Source organism: Rhodococcus sp. IEGM 1409 (assembly GCF_030056735.1).
Taxonomy (GTDB): domain Bacteria; phylum Actinomycetota; class Actinomycetes; order Mycobacteriales; family Mycobacteriaceae; genus Rhodococcus_F.
Genome location: NZ_JASHKN010000002.1, coordinates 472,481 through 491,788, shown reverse-complemented (window position 1 = coordinate 491,788; position 19,308 = coordinate 472,481). Strand labels below are relative to the sequence as shown.

The following is a 19,308-nucleotide window of genomic DNA, read 5'->3' as shown; positions in this document are numbered from 1 at the left end:
CAAACAGGTCAGACTGCAGTTGCGATCGGGCCGCGTGCAGCTTCGTAGGCGGCACCGACACGGTAAAGGCGCTCGTCAGCCATGGCGGGTGCCATGATCTGCAGGCCCACCGGTAGGTTGTCGTCGGCAGAGAGTCCCGAGGGCACCGACATCGCGCAGTGTCCGGCAAGGTTGGTCGGCAGCGTGCACAGGTCGGAGAGGTACATGGCCAGCGGATCGCCGACCTTCTCGCCCAACTTCCACGGGGTGAACGGGCTGGTCGGCGAGACCAGGACGTCTACCTTCTCGTAGGCCTTGTCGAAATCGCGCGCGATGAGCGTACGGACCTTGAGCGCCGAGCCGTAGTAGGCGTCGTAGTACCCCGAGGACAGCGCGTAGGTACCGATCATGATGCGGCGCTTGACCTCCGGGCCGAAGCCGGCGGCGCGAGTTGCGGCCATGACCTGGTCGGCACTCATGTTGCCTTCGTCGACACGCAGTCCGTAGCGCATGGCGTCGAAGCGAGCCAGGTTGGACGAAACCTCACTGGGCAGCACCAGGTAGTACGACGCGAGCGCGTGCTCGAAGCTCGGGCACGAGACCTCGACAACCTCGGCGCCGAGAGCCTTGAGCTGCTCGACCGCGGCGTCGAAGGAAGCGATGACGCCGGGCTGGTAGCTGTCGGAGTGCAGTTCCTTGACAACACCGACCTTGACGCCGCGCAGGTCGCCGTTTGCACCTTCACGAGCCGCCGCAACCACCGGACGCACGGGTGCGTCGATGGACGTGGAGTCACGTGGATCGTGTCCGGCGATGACTTCGTGCAGCAGTGCGGTGTCGAGCACGGTGCGACCACAGGGGCCGCCCTGATCGAGCGAGGAAGCGCACGCGACGAGTCCGAAGCGTGAGACGGTTCCGTACGTCGGCTTGGTTCCGACCGTCGCGGTGACCGCGGCAGGCTGACGGATCGATCCGCCGGTGTCGGTACCGATGGCCAGTGGAGCCTGACGAGACGCGAGTGCTGCCGCGCTACCACCACCGGATCCGCCGGGTATGCGGGTGACGTCCCACGGGTTGCGCGTCGGACCGTAGGCGGAGTTCTCCGTCGAGGAGCCCATCGCAAATTCGTCGAGGTTCGTCTTGCCGAGGATCGGGATGCCGGCCGCGCGCAGCTTCGAGGTCAGAGTCGCGTCGTACGGCGCAACCCAGCCTTCGAGAATCTTCGACGCACAGGTGGTCGGCATGTCCGTCGTGGTGAAGATGTCCTTCAACGCGATCGGAACGCCGGCGAGTGCCGAAGCGGGTTCGTTTCCGCCTGCGAGCGAGTTGTCCACAGCTGCGGCAGCTTCGAGAGCCTGCTCGCCGGCGACGTGCAGGAATGCGTGGTACTCGGTGTCGACGGCAGCGATGCGGTCGAGATGCGCCTGCGTGACCTCTACCGAGGACACCTCACGCGAGTGGATCTTGCCGGCCAGCTCAGCGGCGTCCAGCGTGGTCAGATCGGTCATTCGCCCTCTCCAAGGATCTGCGGAACCGCAAAGCGATCCTGTTCGACTGCGGGTGCTCCGGACAATGCCTGCTCGGGGGTCAACCCGGGCACGATCACGTCGGGGCGCGTCACGTTGGTGACGGCATTGGGGTTCGCCATGGGCGGGACGTCGTCGGCCGCAACCTCGGTGACCACCTTGACGTGGTTGAGAATCGAATCCAACTGACCGGCGAACTCGTCGAGTTCGGCATCGGACAGGGCGAGTCTGGACAGCCGCGCGAGGTGCGCGACCTCGTCACGGGAGATGGCAGGCACCGCGGGGCCCCTTTCGGAAGAGGACGTGAACATTGCCGGTCCAGCCTAGTTGCTCGTCGCGACGGAGCTGTAAGCACGCCTGCTGTATCGAACGATGAGCACGCTCACTGTGTCGGTCGCCACGCCGGATGTGGGCGGTGTGTTTCGCTCGTGTGACAAGCATGTGCATCTGGCGTGACGCCGCCGCGGCGCCCACCATCGCAGGTTGGGCAAGTGCAAAGATGAGTCAGGCCCGGGTCGACGTGATCCGGGCGAGAACCGATCAGCGAAAGGCACGCACGTGTCGTACCTGCTTCGCGTCCAACTGCCCGACCGACCCGGCAGCCTCGGCGCTCTCGCCGTGGCTCTCGGTTCCGTCGGCGCAGACATCCTCTCCCTCGACGTCGTGGAACGGGGCGACGGATTTGCCATCGACGACCTCGTGGTCGACGTCGAACCCGGCGCACTGCCCGACACTTTGATCACCGCTGCCGAGCATCTGCCCGATGTGCTGGTCGATTCGATCCGCCCGTACGCCGGGATTCTCGACACTCACCGTGAACTCGAGCTGATCGACTCCGTCGCCACCGCCAGGAACGATCGACTACAGGTTCTCGTCGACGGCGCGGCGCGGGTGCTCCGAGTCGGATGGTGTGTCATCGCGGACTTGGGCAAGCACGGGGCGTACCGCGTGGTCGGTAGCGCAGGCGCTCCGGAAACCCATGCCACCGACATTCCGTGGATGCCGCTGGACAAGCCCACTGCCCTCGACGGCGAGGCGGATTGGGTTCCGGACGTGTGGCGCGACATGAACACCAGCCTCGCTGCCGCACCTCTCGGTTCCGGCAATCGAGTCCTCATGCTCGGCCGTCCCGGCGGACCCGAATTCCGGCCTTCGGAGATAGCCCGCCTCGGCTACCTCGCAGGAATCGTCGCGACGGTGCTGGGTTAACCAGGCTGGTTAATCAGGCCAGACCGCGAACCATGACGGTCAGTTCCATGCCGCGAATGGGCTCCCACGCGCGCTCGGGATCCGGGACAAAACCGTTGCGGTCGTAGATACGACGCGCATCGACCATCTCGGGCTGCGTCGAGATGACCACCGAGTGATCGCCGCGATCGTAAGCGTCGGCGATCACTGCGCGGACCAATGCGGTGCCGGCGCCCGATCCCCGAGCCTGCGGAGAGACCGCGAGCATGCGGAACTCGAGTTCACCCTTCTGCGCGACGTCGGCGAAGGGCGTGCCGGGCTCGGCAATCGTCAACGAACCCACGACCTGATCGCCGAGAACGGCAACCAACACCCGCCCCTGCTCCACCCGAGTTGCGGTGTCGCGCAGGCGCTCCGCGTACGGGGATCCGTCGGCGACAAATCCGCCACCCACGTACGACTGCACAGTCAGCTCACCGACGGTCTCGAACTCAGCCGGCAGAACTTCACGAATCTCGATCATGGCGTCACTATGGCACCCCGCACGCCAATCTCAGAAATCGGACAAAGTCACTCTGATTCGTCCAATTCGGTGGGAGCGACCGCATCCGGGCCATCTTCGAGCAACCGCCGGAAGCCGTCCTCGTCGAGCACCGGCACACCCAATTCGACGGCCTTGTCGTGCTTGGAACCGGGCGCTTCACCGACAACGACGAACGCGGTCTTCTTCGAGACGGAACCTGCCGCCTTGCCCCCGCGCACCAGAATCGCTTCCTTTGCCTGATCGCGCGAGTACGTCTCGAGCGAACCTGTGACGACGATCGAGAGGCCCTCGAGATTGCGTGGAATCGAATCGTCTCTTTCGTCCTCCATGCGTACTCCGGCCGAAGCCCACTTGTCGACGATCTGCTGGTGCCAGTCGACGGAGAACCACTCCACGACCGCCGCCGCGATCGTGGATCCGACGCCGTCCACTGCAGCCAGCTCGTCGACCGACGCTTCCCGAATGCGTTGCAACGAACCGAATTCGCCGGCCAACGCCCTGGCGGCAGTAGGGCCGACGTGCCGAATCGACAGTGCCACAAGCACTCTCCACAGCGGCTTGTCCTTGGCCGAATCCAGATTGGCCAGCAAGCGTTTTCCGTTGGCGGACAGGGATCCCGCATTGGTACGGAAGATCGGAACGTCGATCAGTTTCTCGGCGTCGAGTGAGAATAGATCACCCTCGTCGCCGATGACCTTCGCTTCCAGCAGGCCGGTCGCGGCCTCGTAACCGAGCACCTCGATGTCGAATGCCCCGCGACCGGCAACGTGGAACACGCGCTCGCGCAACTGCGCCGGGCAGTACTGCTGATTGGGGCATCGCACATCGACGTCGCCCTCTTTTGCAGGTGCCAACAAGGTGCCGCACTCGGGGCAATGCGTCGGCATGACGAACTCGCGCTCGGTACCGTCGCGCACGTCTGCCACGGGTCCGAGGACCTCGGGAATCACGTCTCCGGCCTTACGCAACACCACGGTGTCGCCGATCAGCACACCCTTGCGCTTGACCTCGGATCCGTTGTGCAGCGTGGCCAAGGACACAGTGGAACCTGCCACCGTGACGGGTTCCATGTACGCGAACGGCGTCACACGTCCCGTGCGGCCGACACTGACCCGGATGTCGAGGAGCTTGGTCGTGACCTCTTCAGGCGGGTACTTGTACGCGATCGCCCACCGCGGTGCGCGGGACGTGGTGCCGAGACGTCGATGCAACGACATCTCGTCGACCTTGACCACCAAACCGTCGATCTCGTGCTCGACGTCGTGGCGATGTTCTCCCCAGTACTTCATCTTCTCGACCACGGCGTCGGCGCCGACCACCCGCGAGGTGTGCGTGGACACCGGCAGACCCCAGGCGGCGAGAGCCACGTATGCGTCGTACTGCGAAGCCGGATCGAAACCTTCCATGCGCCCGAACCCGTGGCAGATCATGCCGAGGCGACGACGTGCGGTGACGGCCGGATTCTTCTGACGCAGCGAGCCCGCCGCGGAGTTGCGCGGATTGGCGAACGGCGCTTTGCCCTCCTCCACCAGAGAGGCATTGAGTGCCGCGAAGTCCTCGAGGCGGAAGAAAACCTCACCGCGTACCTCGAGCAGGCTCGGAATCGGGTACTCGTCCGTGGCGGTGAGCCGCTCCGGGATGTCGTTGATCGTCAGGGCGTTGAGTGTGACCAGCTCGCCGGTGCGACCGTCGCCTCGGGTTGCGGCGCGCACGAGTTTGCCGTTCTCGTAGACCAGATTGAGCGCGACGCCATCGATCTTCACTTCGCACAGGTAGTGCAGTTCGGGTCCGGTTTCCTGCTCTACCTTGGCGATCCATCCGCGGAGTTCGGACTCGTCGAAGACGTTGTCGAGGCTGAGCATCCGCTCGAGGTGATCGACGGACGTGAAGTCCGTCGCGAATCCGCCACCGACCAGTTGCGTCGGAGAGTCGGGAGTCCGCAGATCCGGATACCGCTCTTCGAGTGCATTGAGCTGCCCGAGCAATGTGTCGAATGCACCGTCCGAAATGACGGGCGCATCACGAACGTAGTAGCGGAACTGATGCTGGCGTACCTCTTCGGCCAGCTCCGTCCACTGCTCGCGCGCCTCGTTGGGCGCTGGCTGCATTGCATCCGCGGTTTCAGTCACAGCTAGAAGATTATCGGTTCACACCGACACACCACACCCGCGACTACACATCAGAACGCCGACGGATCGTCCACCAATGCCTTGCCGACATCTGTGCACAGCCGAAGAGCAGCGCGAGCCCACTCGAGGCTCGCACCCGAAAGACCGCAACGCGGAGTGACCGCGACCTGGTTCTGGAGGAGTTCACGCGAGAATCCGAGACGGTCGATCAACGTGACGGCGGGCATCGCGCACTCTTTCCACGTCACCGGCTTTTCCGGCTCCACGGAAGGAACCAGACCGAGCGCCAATTCCTTGCCGGCGTCGAACAACTGGCCGATGCCGTCGAGATCACGTGAGCCGATCAACGACATGTCGAAGCTCACGCCGAACGCCTGGCTTCGCCTCAGTAGATCCCACGGCATGTCGGCGCCGCAGCTGTGGACGATCGTCGGCAGCCCGCAACCGCTGATCGTCGTGTCGAGAACGGCAAGCGCCTCAGGTTCGGGCAGTGCCGGAACGCTCTCCATCTTGGTGCGCCCCGGGAGCGAACCCGCCAGTACTGCCGCGATCTCGGGCTCGTCCAATTGGATCACCACTGTGGCGCCGGTCCGGCGAGTGACCTCGGCCGCGTGACGCGCGAGGCCCTCACCGAGTGATTCGGCGATGTCGCGGAGCGCCCCGCGGTCGACGAGAACTCGCGAGCCGTTCGCGACCTCGATCTCGGCGCCGAGCGTCAACGGGCCGGCAGCTTGAAGCTTGATCACGTGATCTCCGCCGACCAAGCGAGCCGACTCCCAGGCTTCCTCGAGTGCGTCGAGATCCTGATTCAGAAAGTCCTCGGCCCGCTTCGCGACATTGCCCCGCCGAGGCACGACGCGGTAGGCACGGGTCGAGGCGTCGAGGTTGATGTCGACCAAAATAGCGCCTGCCCGGCCGACCATGTCTGCGCCGAGGCCGCGGCTCGGCAGCTCCACCAGATGTGGGAAACCGCCCAGTTCACCGAGGATGGTTGCGGCACTTTCGCGGGCGTCCGTGCCCGGCCAGGATCCGATTCCGGTGACGAGGCCACCGATGGAAACCTGCTGCGTCACAGTGTGTTCGGCTCGGATTCGGTGCCCGAGATGGTGCCACTGCCGAGAACCTGGTCGCCCAGTTCACTGTCGGGGCGATACAGCACGACGGCCTGGCCCTTCGCGACGCCGGTCAGCGGTTCGCGCAACGAAATCGAGATACCGCCGCCCGAAGTACCGTCATCGACGGCCTCCGCAACGGCCTGCGCCAGTCCGCCGTGCGCACGAACCTGCACCATGCATTCGACGGGGCCTTCCGGCGCCTGGCCCGAGGTCCAGATCGCGCGCTGCGCCGAGATGGCCCAGACGTCGAGATTCTTGGCCGAACCCACTCGGACCGTTCCGGTTTCGGGCTCGATCGCGGTCACATACCGCGGGCGGCCGTCACCCGCCGGACCTTCGACGCCGAGACCCTTGCGCTGTCCGATCGTGAAGCCGTGGACGCCGTCGTGTGCAGCGAGGATTTCGCCCGAATCGGCGTCGACAACGCTTCCGGGGCGAACGCCGATGCGCGCACCCAGGAATGCTCGTGTGTCGCCGGTCGGGATGAAGCAGATGTCGTGACTGTCAGGCTTGTTCGCCACAGCGAGGCCGCGGTCGGCGGCTTCCTCGCGGATCTGTTCCTTCGGGGTGTCACCGATCGGGAACATCGCTCGTGAAAGCTGCTCTGCCGTCAGCACACCGAGGACGTACGACTGGTCCTTGTCCGCGTCGACTGCCCGGCGCAGGACGCCGTCCTCGAGACGTGCGTAGTGACCGGTCGCCACGGCGTCGAAGCCGAGAGCGACCGCACGATCGGCAAGCGCGGTGAACTTGATCTTCTCGTTGCAGCGCAGGCAGGGATTGGGGGTCTCACCTGCCGCGTAGGACGCCACGAAGTCGTCGATCACGTCTTCCTTGAAGCGATCGGCGAAATCCCAGACGTAGAAGGGTATTCCGAGGACGTCGGCGGCGCGCCTGGCGTCGCCGGCATCTTCCTTCGAGCAGCAACCCCGCGAACCCGTCCGCAATGCGCCCGGCGCCGTGGACAGCGCAAGATGAACGCCGACGACGTCATGTCCGGCGGCAACAGCGCGGGCGGCGGCGACAGCGGAGTCGACACCTCCGCTCATGGCTGCGAGTACTCGCATCAGCGATCCCCTCCACGCGAACCGGCACCGGCAAGACCGGCGGCCCGAGCGCGCTCTACTACTTGTGGAAGCGCAGCGATCAGCGCGTCCACATCGGTGACACTCGACGTATGTCCGAGCGAAAATCTCAGTGAGCCACGCGCTACGGGCGATTCGACGCCCATCGCGATCAGCACGTGGCTGGCCCTGGCCACACCGGCGGTGCAGGCCGAACCGGTGGAACATTCGATACCGGCCGCGTCGAGGAGCATCAGCAACGAATCACCTTCGCAACCGGGGAAGGTGAAGTGCGCGTTACCGGGAAGCCGATCGGATCCGGTCGGGCCGTTGAGCACCGACTCGGGAATGATCTCCAGGACTCCCTCGATCAAGCGATCTCGCAGCTGCGCCAATTCCCTTGTGCTGGAATCGAAGTTCTCGACGTTTGCGCGCAACGCTGCAGCCATGCCGACAACTCCCGCGGTATCCGGAGTGCCCGAACGCAGATCACGTTCGTGCCCGCCGCCATGAAGGAGCGGCACACAGGGAACCTGGCGTCCGAGCAGGAGTGCACCGACGCCGTGCGGACCACCGAATTTATGTGCCGCGATACTCAGCGCGGACAACTTGCTCGCTGCGAAGTCGACGGGCAATTGGGCAACGGCCTGGACCGCGTCGCTGTGCATCGGAATCTCGAACTCGGCCGAGACCTCCGCCAACTCCACGATCGGCATGATCGAGCCGACCTCGTTGTTGGCCCACATCACCGTCACCAGCGCTACCTCGTCAGCGTGGACGGACAGTTCGTCGCGCAACGTCTGCGGATCGACCACACCGTTCTCGTCGACCGGCAACCACGTCACGCGTGCGCCCTCGTGCTGCTCGAGCCACTCGACGGCGTCGAGCACCGCATGATGCTCGACGGAGCTGACCAGAATCCGAGTGCGTCGTGGATCGGCGTCACGGCGAGCCCAGTAGATGCCCTTGACCGCGAGGTTGTCGCTCTCGGTTCCCCCGGAGGTGAAGATGACCTCCGACGGCCGCGCACCCAGGCTGGCGGCGATCGATTCGCGCGATTCCTCGACGCGGCGCCGGGCCGCACGGCCGGAGCCGTGCAGCGAGGACGCGTTGCCCACGGTTTTGAAGGTATCGGTCATCGCCTCGATAGCGGCTGCCGACATCGGAGTCGTGGCGGCATGATCGAGGTACACCGGAAATCCGGCGTGGGCACTGTGTGCAGGCAGAGTCATGGCTTGACAAGGATAGCCCAGCACGAGAGCTCGCCCAGCCTCGCTCAGCAGGCTAAGCGGTCATCGCCGGGGAGGGATCGATTTGTCCCACGGCTTGTGTCACGAGTTCCGGTGCTGGGTCGAAGATGTCGTGAGCTGCCAGATCGATGATGTCGACGCCGCGTACGGCCCTCTCGCATCGCTGCGCGAGGTCGGCTCGACACTCCCCTGACTCCTCGAGCGGAGCCAGCCTGACCTTCACCTCGACGTTCTTCTGACGCAGGATCCGACGGATCGACTGACCGATCGTTTCGGTGCCGACAAAGCACGGTCCGGTGCACAGTGAACCGTCGGCGTTCTCGTATCGGATCGCCATCGGCTGAACCGGGCATTCGGCGTCGACGGCAGCTTGGAACATCGCCGGGCGAAACCCGCCGTAAGCCCGGCCGCACCAGGTCGTTCCCTCGGGAAACACCATCACGCGGACCCCACGCTGCAAGCGTTCGCGAACGACGCCGACGGTTCCGGGGAGGTCCCGCAGTCGGGCTCGATCGATGGGCACGACGCGCATCCGCCGCGCGAGTCCGCCGAGCACTGCCCAGTCGAGCAGGTCCGCGCGGGCGACGAAGTTGGCCGGAGCAACGGCGCTCGCGACCAGTACATCCGTCCAGGACACGTGACCGGCGACAACCATCACTCCCGCCGGTTCGGCGCGCCCCAACCGCTGATCGTCGACCGTGAGCTTCATCCCCAGACAGCGCAACAACGCCCGCGAGTATCCGCGTTGCATCTCCGTACGCCAGGAGCGCGGTAGCAGCCAGCCGGCCGAAAGCACCGGCGCAGTCACCAGTGCGGCACCGACCATGACCCCGCGGGCAATCACGGTGATACTCGACACACCGGGTGCGTCCGCGGGTAGGCACCCGTCGCCGCAGGGGCTCGTCGGTACCCAGTACGGCACCGCCGCGGTCATCAGCCGATCCCCGACTCGTGTGCGGCAGCCGCCGATCGCAGCCGTTCGAGATAACGTTTGTTGGCGGAGTGAAGGCCTTGCAGCGCAACAAAATCGGCCACACCGAACTCGGGATCGTGGGCAGGCTCCCCGCAGATCGTCGCGCCCATCCGTAGGTAACCGCGGAGCAACGGCGGCATCGTGAGGCGTTCCGGTGCGGCGATCTCGTCGAGCGTCAGGCCGCCGAGTACCACCGGGTTTCGCGGTGTCACTCGTCGCGAAACCGGGCTGGCGTGCTTGTTCATCACGAAGTCGCGTACGCCGCGGACATCCGCGCCGGCGATCGCGTCGGGGCGCGGCAAAACGGGCACGGAGACGCAACCCATCACCGACTCGTATCCGGTCAGTTCGAGGTAGTGCAGGATGCCCGACCACATCAGGCTCAGGACGGATCCGGTGCGGTGAGCGGGATCGACGCACGCGCGACCCATCTCGACGATCCTGTTCGCCACCGGGTCGAGCGCGGAGATGTCGAATTCCGTTGCGGTGTAATACCCGCCGGCGGCCGCAGCGGAATCCGGCGGCAGCATTCGGTAGCAGCCGACGTACTCCTCGGTGATGTTGTCGCGAACGAGAAGATGATCACAAAATTCGTCGAAGGCGTCGGCGTCGAGTTCGAACACCCCAGCGGTTGCCGGGAGGGAGAAGCCTGGCTCGGAGGCGAACACTCGGTATCGAAGGCGCTGCGCAGCGACACGATGCTCGCGGTCGGAGGAGACGATCAGGGAATATCTCGGCTGGGCGACCTCACGGCCGAGATTGTCACTCGCGGAGCGAAGGACTGACGTAATTGTCATGCGCAAGGTTTATCGAGCGCGAACGGCGCCTCGGTGTCAGCGAAGTGACATGTCGATGCAGGCCGAGTGAATAAAGCACTGTGCGCCTTTGTTAACCGCGGGCGGTTAACAAAGGCGCACAGCAAAAACGTCAGCCCTTGTGGGACTTCACAGCTTCGGTGAGCTGCGGTGCGACGTTGAACAGGTCGCCCACGATGCCGAAATCGGCGATCTCGAAGATGGGCGCCTCTTCGTCCTTGTTGACCGCGACGATGGTCTTGGACGTCTGCATACCGGCGCGGTGCTGGATGGCACCGGAAATGCCGAGCGCGATGTACAGCTGCGGGGAGACCGTCTTACCGGTCTGACCGACCTGGAACTGTCCGGGGTAGTAGCCCGAGTCGACAGCGGCACGCGAAGCACCGACTGCAGCGCCGAGGGAATCGGCCAGCTCTTCGACGACGGAGAACTTGTCCGCGCTGCCGACGCCACGTCCACCGGAGACGACAACCGACGCCTCTGTGAGCTCGGGGCGGTCGCCGCCGACGATGGGCTCACGCGAGGTGACCTTGACGGCACTCTCGTCCTGAGCCGGAACCTCGACGGTGATCTGCTCGCCTGCGCCGGCCTGCGGAGCAGCCTCGACGGCACCCGGACGTACCGAGTAGACGGGAACGTCGCCGTTGGCCTTGGCCTCGACGGTGAACGCGCCACCGAAGATGGAGTGGACGCCGGTGCCGTCAGCCTTGATCTCGATGACGTCGGTCAGCAGTCCGGAGCCCAGACGTGCGGCCAGACGACCGGCAACCTCTTTGCCCTCGGTGCCGGCTGCGGTGATGACTGCTGCCGGGCTGGTGGACTCGACCAGAGCGGCGAGAACGTCGACCTTGGGGGTGACGAGGTAGCCATCGATGTCGTCGGACTCGGCGACGTAGATCTTCTCGGCGCCGGCTGCTGCCAGCGCGTCGGCGAGCTTTGCTGCGGTGCCCGCGGGGCCGGCGACAACTGCCGACGGCTCACCGAGTGTGCGTGCAGCGGTGATGAGTTCGGTGCTGACCTTCTTCAGCGCACCCTCTGTGTGCTCTACGAGCACAAGTACTTCTGCCATGACTTAACTCTCCCTGAGTTCTTCTGCTGGATGTCTAGAAGGGCGCGATCAGATGACCTTGTTGCTGACGAGGTAAGCGGCAATCTTGGTGCCACCGTCTCCCTCGTCGGCGATGCGCTCACCAGCGGTACGGGGGGGCTTCGGGGTGGAGGACGTCACGGTGGTGCCGGCATTGGCAACACCGACGGTCTCCGGATCGACTCCGAGGTCGGCCAGCGTGTAGACGAGAACTTCCTTCTTCTTCGCGGCCATGATGCCCTTGAAAGACGGGAAGCGCGGCTCGTTGATCTTCTCGGTGACCGAGACGATCGCAGGCAGCGAAGCCTCGAGGCCGAAGACGCCCTCGTCGGTCTCGCGCTCACCGGTGATCTTGCCGTCGGCGACGACGACCTTGCGCAGCTGCGTGAGCTGCGGGATGCCCAGGTACTCGGCGATGATGGCCGGGACAGCGCCGACGCGGCCGTCGGTGGCCTCGTTGCCGGCGATGATCAGGTCGGCCGGCTCGTCGTTCTCGAAGGTGATCTGTCCGAGAGCAGCAGCGAGGGTCCATGCGGTCTGGATCGCGTCGGAGCCGTGCAGTGCCGGGTCGTTGATGTGGACAGCCTTGTCGGCGCCCATCGACAGAGCCTTGCGGATAGCGTCGGTGGCGCGGTCGGGACCTGCGGACAGCACCGTTACCTCACCGCCCTGAGCTTCCTTGATGAGGAGTGCTTCTTCGACGGAGCGCTCGTTGATCTCGTCGAGGACTGCGTCGGCGGCTTCACGGTCAAGCGTGTAGTCGCCGTCGGTCAGCTTGCGCTCGGACCATGTGTCGGGGACCTGCTTGATCAAAACAACGATATTCGTCATGGGTCTTCGTCGACCTCCTGTGTGTAATTCACCTGATAAATCGTCTGTGGTGCTCGCGCAGTCCGAGCGTCCGAAAAGAGAGTCCGACAGGTCTCCCTACGGGCGGATTTCTCGGTTCACGTCGGCTGTGCGTTAGATTACCCCACGTTAAGTTACCGGTGGGTAACTTAACGTGGAACCTCGTCCACCATAACGGCACGAACAGGAATTGACAGCAGTGATCTGGACCACGGCGAACACGTTCTACTCGGATGGCACTAATCTCGCACGGGTGAGTGAAACGAGTGTCAGCAACCACGAGGACGCACCCCTGCCCTTGACGGGCGAACGAACGGTGCCAGGAATCCCCGAGGAGAACTACTGGTTCAGGCGCCACGAAGTGGTGTACCGCGCACTTCTGGAGCGCTGCACGGACCGCCGAGTCCTCGAAGCCGGATCCGGAGAAGGCTACGGCGCCAACATGATTGCCGACGTCGCCACGAAGGTCACGGGCCTCGACTACGACATCTCCGCGGTCGAACACGTCCGTGCCCGCTACCCCCGCGTCGAGATGCTTCACGGCAACCTCGCCGAGCTTCCACTGGCCGACAACTCCGTTGACGTCGTCGTCAATTTCCAGGTGATCGAGCACCTGTGGGATCAGGGTCAGTTCCTGCGCGAGTGCTTCCGAGTTCTCGCTCCCGGCGGTGAACTTCTGATCAGCACCCCCAACCGGATCACCTTCTCCCCCGGCCGCGACACGCCGCTCAACCCTTTCCACACTCGTGAGCTCAACGCCGCCGAAATGACCGAATTGCTCGAAGACGCCGGATTCCGCGTTCAGTTGACGACCGGTGTGCACCACGGTTCGCGTCTGAAGGAACTCGACGCCAAGCACGGCGGATCGTTCATCAATGCGCAGATCGACCGCGCGCTGGCCGGTGAGCCCTGGCCGGAAGATCTCACCCGCGACGTCGAGGGCATCACCGTCGACGATTTCAGCATCAGCGAACCTGACATCGACGACAGCCTCGACCTCGTTGCAATCGCAGTGAAAGACGCCGCCGAGTGAGTAGAGCAACACCCGTCACCGAACCAGGGATGTTCGCCCTGGTTCTGCACTCCCATCTGCCGTGGCTCGCCAACCACGGCAGATGGCCCGTCGGCGAGGAATGGATCTACCAGTCCTGGGCTGCGTCGTACATTCCGCTCGCCGCCGCGCTGCGACGCTTGGCCGACGAGGGCCGATCGCACTTGCTGACGCTGGGAATCACGCCGGTACTCGCGGCCCAGTTGGACGATCCCCACTGCCTCGCCGGAATGCATCACTGGCTCGGCAACTGGCAGATCCGTGCCCACGAGGCCGCCGGCATGCCGGACGCCGCGCACCGCGAACTCGGAGCGCGCGAACACCGGGCGTCAGCAGCCGCTCTCGAAGATTTCGAGACTCACTGGCAGCACGGTGCCTCGCCGGTATTTCGCGACCTCATCGATCGTGAGGCATTCGAGCTTCTCGGCGGGCCGCTGGCCCACCCGTTCCAACCTCTGCTCGATCCTCGCTTGCGGGCATTCTCCCTCCGCGAAGGTCTCGCCGACGCGCATGCCCGGTGGAACCACACCCCTACCGGGATCTGGGGACCCGAGTGCGGGTACACCCCAGGTATGGAGCGCGGCTACGCCGAAGCGGGCGTCACCCACTTCATGGTCGACGGCCCCGCCTTGCGCGGCGACACGTCCCTCGGCCGCCCGGTTCGAGAATCCGACGTCGTCGCTTTCGGCCGCGACCTGCAGGTCAGCTACCGCGTCTGGTCCCCGAAATCCGGATACCCGGGTCACGCTGCCTACCGCGACTTCCACACCTACGACCACGAGACGGGCCTCAAGCCGTCCCGGGTCACCGGACGGACCGTCGACTCCGCCGACAAGTTGCCGTACGACCCCGAACTCGCCGCGGCCGCGGTCGACAAGCATGTCGCCGACTTCGTCGAAACCGTTCGGGCGCGTCTGCGCAGTGAATCCGCTCGAATCGGCCGCGACGCCCTCGTGGTCGCCGCTTTCGACACCGAACTGTTCGGACACTGGTGGCACGAAGGTCCGCAGTGGCTCGAGAAGCTTCTGCGCGCGCTCCCCGAAGCCGGAATCCGCGTCGGCACCCTCGCCGACGCCAAGGCATCGGGATACGTCGGCGAACCCGTTCAGCTCGAGGACTCGTCCTGGGGATCAGGTAAGGACTGGCGCGTGTGGGCCGGCGATCAGGTCTCCGACCTGGTGCAACTGAACTCCGAAGTGGTGGAGACCGCGCTCAGCACCGTGGACAAGTCTCGCGGACGCGACAACGCACCCGGACGACCGGAACTGCGAAACCGCGTCAACGATCAGGTACTTCGCGAGACACTGATGACAGTTTCGAGCGATTGGGCATTCATGGTGAGTAAGGATTCGGCCGCGGGGTACGCCCGTGAACGCGCGCACAAGCACGCCCATGCGACCAGGGAAATCTCCGAAGCGCTGGTATCCGGTCGCGATTCCGTCGCCGTGCGACTCGCCGAAGGCTGGAATCGCGCGGACGGGTTGTTCCCGGGGTTGGATGCTCGCCGTCTGCCTGACACAGAGCTGAGTCCGTCGTGAAAATTCTCATCGTCTCGTGGGAGTACCCACCGGTCGTCGTCGGCGGGCTAGGTCGACACGTCCACCATCTCGCCACCGAATTGGCAGCCGCGGGCCACGAGGTCGTGGTGCTCTCACGCCGCCCGTCCGGCACCGATTCATCGACCCACCCGACAGTCACGCACATTTCCGAGGGCGTTCTCGTCGTCGCGGTGGCCGAGGACCCGGCGCACTTCGTCTTCGGTGAGGACATGCTCGCGTGGACCCTGGCCATGGGCCATGCGATGGTCCGTGCCGGGATGGCGCTGCACAAGCCGGGCGTCGGCGAAGGTTGGCAACCGGACGTCGTGCACGCTCACGACTGGTTGGTTGCACATCCGGCGATCGCCTTGGCCGAATTCTACGACGTACCACTGGTTTCCACGCTTCACGCCACCGAAGCCGGTCGGCACAGCGGTTGGATCTCCGGCCGAATCAACCGTCAGGTCCACTCAGTCGAATGGTGGCTTGCAAACGAATCCGACTCTCTCATAACCTGTTCGGCGTCGATGCAGGAGGAAGTGACCGAGCTCTACGGCCCGACGCTTCCGCCGATCACCGTCATCCGCAACGGAATCGACGTGACCACGTGGAACTTTCGCGAACGAGGACCGCGATCCGGACCGCCGAAACTCCTCTTCGTCGGCCGCCTGGAATACGAGAAGGGTGTGCAGGACGCCATCGCGGCACTCCCCCGTATCCGTCGTAGCCACCCCGGCACGACCCTCGCGATCGCAGGCGAAGGTACCCAGTTCACCTGGCTCTACCAACAGGCACGCACCCATCGCGTCGCGCGGGCCGTCGACTTTCTCGGCAACCTCGATCACACCGAACTGCTCAGCTGGCTGCACGGCGCGGATGCCATCGTCCTGCCGTCACGCTACGAGCCGTTCGGGATCATCGCCCTCGAAGCGGCGGCAGCCGGCACTCCGCTGATCACGTCCACCGCAGGCGGTCTGGGCGAGGCCGTCGTCGACGGGGTGACAGGCATGTCTTTCCAACCGGGCGACATCGCCGGACTCACCTCGGCAGTTCGCGAGGTTCTCGACGATCCCGCCGGCGCACAGGAGCGGGCCGTGGCCGCCCGGGCACGCCTGACGTCGGACTTCGACTGGCATCAGGTCGCCGAGGAGACTGCGCACGTCTACGCGGGCGCAAAGCGTCGGGTGCGGCAGCCGCTGGCACGTCCGCAGATACCCGAGCGTCCGCTGCCTGGGCGCTGAGCGCTGACCTCAGTCTCAGGGGGTCGGGAGTGGCGCGGTGAAGCGAGAACTCGCATCTCCGAGCAGATGGCCTGGCGGCAACATCCGGCCGCACAGCACCAGCAGCAGATCCTGCGCCGCTCCGTGAACCTCGGCGCCCGCACCGTATTCCCAGTCTCGGTCGTCGGCGCGCAACCGCGCGCCGTCGAGGTCGGTCCCGAAATACTTCACTGTTTTGGGTGAGAGGCCGCCGAGGACGCGGCTGAGCCGATCTTCGGGCACCACGTAATCGTCGCCGAGTGCCACGCGAATGTCCTGACCGTGGATCACGTCGTGCGAGAGCGCGCCCTCGAAGCCGCCGCCCGGTGGCTTCCACGGGTGTGCAACGTTGTCACGAAGCGATGCGAGCAGTTGTTGCTCACCAACTTCCGACGCGTCAGCGAGCGCTCGCCGATTCGACATCTTGTTGAAATTTCCGCGTGACTTGACCATTTCCACGACGAATCGCGGCGCCGAGTATCGGTACGGCATGGTGATGTGCGCGATCACTTCCCGGACCCGCCACCCGTCGCACAGGGTCGGCGCGTTCCACTGCTCTGCGCTCAGGCCTTCGAGAAATCCCACCAGTTCGCGGCGCTGCGCCACGACCCATTCGGGTGTCTGTTCGCTCATGTCGGCATTCCTTTCACCGGCGCAGACTTTCGGCGCCGATACCGATACAGACCGGTGGCGGCGCCGAAAGTAATCGCGGGTTCTGTCGAAAAGTGACTTACGACGTCGACGACGCGTCGGCAGCGTCTGCGGCAGCCTTCTTGCGCGCGATGTCCTCGAGCGCCGCGACGTACTTCGCGCGATCGGCAGCGCCGGCTTCCCAATCGGACTTGCGGTTCTTGACCGCCTTCGCGGGCGAGCCGACGGCGATGCTGTAGTCCGGGATGTCTCCCTTGACGACGGCGTGCGCCCCGAGTACACAACCACGTCCGACGCGGGTGTTCCGCAGCACGGTGACCTTGGCGGCAACCCAGGTGTCCGGGCCGATACGGACGGGGCCCTTGACGATGCCCTGGTCCTTGATCGGTGTGTTGATGTCGTCCATGCGGTGGTCGAAGTCGCAGATGTAGCACCAGTCGGCTACGAGCGTCGACGCACCGATTTCGATGTCGAGGTAGGTGTTGACGACGTTGTCCTTGCCGAAGACGACCTTGTCGCCGATGCGCAGCGAGCCTTCGTGGCACCGGATCGCATTGCCGTCACCGATGTGCACCCAGCGCCCGATCTCGAGGCGGGACAGGTCGGGGGTGGAGTGGATTTCGACGTTCTTGCCGAGGAACACCATGCCGCGCAGGATCACGTGCGGGTTGGCCATCTTGAACTTGGCGAGACGGTAGTAGCGCACCAGGTACCAGGGTGTGTACGCCTTGTTCGCCAGAACCCATTTGAGGGAATCTACGGTCAAGAACTTGGCCTGATCGCTGTCGCCTCGGCGTGATCCCCGCCATCGAGTGCGCAACGGTGCGCCCCACATGCTCGTCATGAGTGTTCAGCCTACGTGGGGCCGACTCACCGACCCTCGGGGTGTGCCCCGTCACGTTGCCCCGGTCGGGATAGTCTCTGGTCCGGGCTTGTGCAGTTACCGAAGGCTCTTGACGAAGTGAAGGCAGGGAGATTGTGATGCGGCGGGTCCTACGGTCGTCCGTGATGGTGTCGACGGCGATCGCTGCCGTCCTCATCGCCGGTTGCGGCAGCGACGACGGACGGGTGGACCGGTACGCGTCGGCGGGTTGGCCGGCGATGCATGCCGACGCACGCAACAGCGACACGAGTCCGGTCATCGGATCACGCGATATCGAGTTCGCGTGGTCACGCCCCCTCGGCGGTCCGGTTGCCGCGTACGCCTCGGTGGCCGCGAACGGCCAGAGCTTCGTCACCGCCCGCACCGAGAACGGCTGCAATCTCTTTTCGTTCCAGATGGATTCGGGTCGCAAGAAGTGGTGTGCTCGACTCAACGACGGAGTAGTCGCCTCGACGCCCATCGTCGACACGGCCACCAATGTCTACGTCGGCGAGAGCGGCGCGATGATGTCGTTCACCGAGACAGGCCAATTACGTTGGCGCACGCTTGTTGTCGGTACCCCACTCTCGTCGCAGTTCACCGGCGACGGGAACCTTCTGTTCATCACGCAACTGGGCCAGATCAACGTGCTCGATCCGCAGACCGGCGCCAAAGTGGTTCCGTCGTTCGATCTGATCCCACCGCCGTCGATCGACCAGGGCGCGAATGCAGAACTCATTCCCGACGACACGGGTTTGAACGAGTGCTTCCTCGGCACGTCCGGCTGCCCGGTGGCCAATACTCCGGCAGTCGACCTCGGCACCGGCAAGTTCTACTTCACCTTCTACGGGCCCAGTTCTGAGGCTGCCGATCTGGTCGCCATGAAGTACACGGGCGGCGACAATCCGTCCATCACCCGCGAGTGGTCCACCGATGCGCTTCCCGGTGGGACTGCGTCGAGCCCGGACCTGTCGAAGGACGGCAAGACCGTTTATGCCACCGACAACAACGGGTCACTCTGGGCGGTGGACGCCGAAACCGGTGACCCCCGGTGGAATTACGACATCGGCTTCAACTCGGCCGGCAGCGCCTCGACGTCCGACGACGGCCTGATCATCCCCGCCGGCGGCGACAAGGGGCACCTCCTTGCCGTGCGCGACGAGGGAGATCACGCCGAACTGGTCTGGGAACGTAAAGACCTTCTGCAACTGGGCGTTCCGGCACAGACCGCCGGAAACACCGGATACACGGTCGTCCGCGAGGGCGAGAACGGACTGAGCCTGATCACCTTCGACACCGAAACCGGTGAGACGGTGGATCAGGACACGTTGCCGGGCGCGGTCGGCTTCACCGTCGGCACCTCCATCGGTCCCAAGGGCGAAGTGTTGACGCCCAGCGCAATCGGTGAGCTGTTCGTCTTCAAGTGAT

At 64.9% G+C, this 19,308-nt stretch carries 18 protein-coding genes; 5 read left to right on the top strand and 13 right to left on the bottom strand.

Annotation, left to right across the window (positions count from 1 at the left end; genetic code table 11):
• Positions 1-8: 8 nt before the first annotated feature.
• Entirely contained in the window at positions 9-1,487 is a 1,479-nt protein-coding gene (gene gatA / locus QM716_RS08270; protein WP_283303696.1) for an Asp-tRNA(Asn)/Glu-tRNA(Gln) amidotransferase subunit GatA, read from the bottom strand.
• On the bottom strand, positions 1,484-1,783 hold the full coding sequence (gene gatC / locus QM716_RS08265) for an Asp-tRNA(Asn)/Glu-tRNA(Gln) amidotransferase subunit GatC (RefSeq protein ID WP_003944747.1): 300 nt from the start codon (positions 1,781-1,783) through the stop codon (positions 1,484-1,486). Before gatC ends, gatA begins: the two co-directional genes overlap by 4 nt.
• Before the next feature lie 280 nt (positions 1,784-2,063).
• Between gatC and QM716_RS08260 the strand changes: the two genes are divergently transcribed.
• Positions 2,064-2,714 (top strand): ACT domain-containing protein, encoded by a 651-nt coding sequence (locus QM716_RS08260; protein WP_283303695.1) that lies wholly within the window; start codon positions 2,064-2,066, stop codon positions 2,712-2,714.
• A 13-nt stretch (positions 2,715-2,727) separates the two neighbouring features.
• Here QM716_RS08260 and QM716_RS08255 read toward each other — a convergent pair whose 3' ends face one another.
• The 9 genes from QM716_RS08255 to QM716_RS08215 all read right to left on the bottom strand — a co-directional run bounded on the left by QM716_RS08255 (position 2,728) and on the right by QM716_RS08215 (position 12,501).
• Entirely contained in the window at positions 2,728-3,216 is a 489-nt protein-coding gene (locus tag QM716_RS08255; RefSeq protein ID WP_230812805.1) for a GNAT family N-acetyltransferase, read from the bottom strand.
• A gap of 47 nt (positions 3,217-3,263) precedes the next feature.
• Positions 3,264-5,345 (bottom strand): NAD-dependent DNA ligase LigA, encoded by a 2,082-nt coding sequence (gene ligA / locus QM716_RS08250; RefSeq protein ID WP_502941998.1) that lies wholly within the window; start codon positions 5,343-5,345, stop codon positions 3,264-3,266.
• A gap of 71 nt (positions 5,346-5,416) precedes the next feature.
• Entirely contained in the window at positions 5,417-6,439 is a 1,023-nt protein-coding gene (locus QM716_RS08245) for a uroporphyrinogen decarboxylase/cobalamine-independent methonine synthase family protein (protein WP_283303693.1), read from the bottom strand.
• The gene (gene mnmA / locus QM716_RS08240) at positions 6,436-7,548 is read right to left on the bottom strand and encodes a tRNA 2-thiouridine(34) synthase MnmA (protein ID WP_283303692.1); all 1,113 of its coding nucleotides are present in this window, start codon (positions 7,546-7,548) and stop codon (positions 6,436-6,438) included. The genes QM716_RS08245 and mnmA overlap by 4 nt, the downstream gene beginning before the upstream one ends.
• Positions 7,548-8,777 carry a cysteine desulfurase family protein gene (locus QM716_RS08235; protein WP_283303691.1) on the bottom strand — a complete coding sequence of 410 codons (1,230 nt, stop codon included), beginning with the start codon at positions 8,775-8,777 and terminating at the stop codon, positions 7,548-7,550. Before QM716_RS08235 ends, mnmA begins: the two co-directional genes overlap by 1 nt.
• Before the next feature lie 52 nt (positions 8,778-8,829).
• A complete protein-coding gene (locus QM716_RS08230) occupies positions 8,830-9,729 on the bottom strand; it encodes a lysophospholipid acyltransferase family protein (protein WP_283303690.1) in 900 nt (299 codons plus the stop codon).
• A complete protein-coding gene (locus tag QM716_RS08225) occupies positions 9,729-10,565 on the bottom strand; it encodes a GNAT family N-acetyltransferase (RefSeq protein WP_283303689.1) in 837 nt (278 codons plus the stop codon). The genes QM716_RS08230 and QM716_RS08225 overlap by 1 nt, the downstream gene beginning before the upstream one ends.
• Positions 10,566-10,695: 130 nt before the next feature.
• Positions 10,696-11,652, bottom strand: coding sequence for an electron transfer flavoprotein subunit alpha/FixB family protein (locus QM716_RS08220; RefSeq protein ID WP_283303688.1), 957 nt, complete (start codon positions 11,650-11,652; stop codon positions 10,696-10,698).
• A 48-nt stretch (positions 11,653-11,700) separates the two neighbouring features.
• The gene (locus QM716_RS08215; protein WP_019747906.1) at positions 11,701-12,501 is read right to left on the bottom strand and encodes an electron transfer flavoprotein subunit beta/FixA family protein; all 801 of its coding nucleotides are present in this window, start codon (positions 12,499-12,501) and stop codon (positions 11,701-11,703) included.
• 271 nt (positions 12,502-12,772) lie between these two features.
• On the opposite strand from QM716_RS08215, the gene QM716_RS08210 reads away from it, so the two are divergent.
• From QM716_RS08210 to QM716_RS08200, 3 genes are read left to right on the top strand one after another with little or no spacing between them, the layout of a single operon-like run.
• Positions 12,773-13,552, top strand: coding sequence for a class I SAM-dependent methyltransferase (locus QM716_RS08210; protein WP_283303687.1), 780 nt, complete (start codon positions 12,773-12,775; stop codon positions 13,550-13,552).
• 29 nt (positions 13,553-13,581) lie between these two features.
• The gene (locus QM716_RS08205) at positions 13,582-15,108 is read left to right on the top strand and encodes a 1,4-alpha-glucan branching protein domain-containing protein (protein WP_283303980.1); all 1,527 of its coding nucleotides are present in this window, start codon (positions 13,582-13,584) and stop codon (positions 15,106-15,108) included.
• Positions 15,105-16,349: a glycosyltransferase family 4 protein gene (locus QM716_RS08200; protein ID WP_283303686.1), complete on the top strand. Its 1,245-nt coding sequence runs from the start codon at positions 15,105-15,107 to the stop codon at positions 16,347-16,349. The genes QM716_RS08205 and QM716_RS08200 overlap by 4 nt, the downstream gene beginning before the upstream one ends.
• A gap of 15 nt (positions 16,350-16,364) precedes the next feature.
• Here QM716_RS08200 and QM716_RS08195 read toward each other — a convergent pair whose 3' ends face one another.
• Positions 16,365-17,000 (bottom strand): maleylpyruvate isomerase family mycothiol-dependent enzyme, encoded by a 636-nt coding sequence (locus tag QM716_RS08195; protein WP_283303685.1) that lies wholly within the window; start codon positions 16,998-17,000, stop codon positions 16,365-16,367.
• Between the two features lie 97 nt (positions 17,001-17,097).
• Positions 17,098-17,862, bottom strand: a complete 765-nt coding sequence (locus tag QM716_RS08190) for an acyltransferase (protein ID WP_283303684.1) — start codon at positions 17,860-17,862, stop codon at positions 17,098-17,100.
• Between the two features lie 137 nt (positions 17,863-17,999).
• Here QM716_RS08190 and QM716_RS08185 point away from each other — a divergent pair, with 137 nt between their 5' ends.
• Positions 18,000-19,307, top strand: coding sequence for an outer membrane protein assembly factor BamB family protein (locus QM716_RS08185; RefSeq protein ID WP_283303683.1), 1,308 nt, complete (start codon positions 18,000-18,002; stop codon positions 19,305-19,307).
• Position 19,308 lies beyond the last annotated feature (1 nt).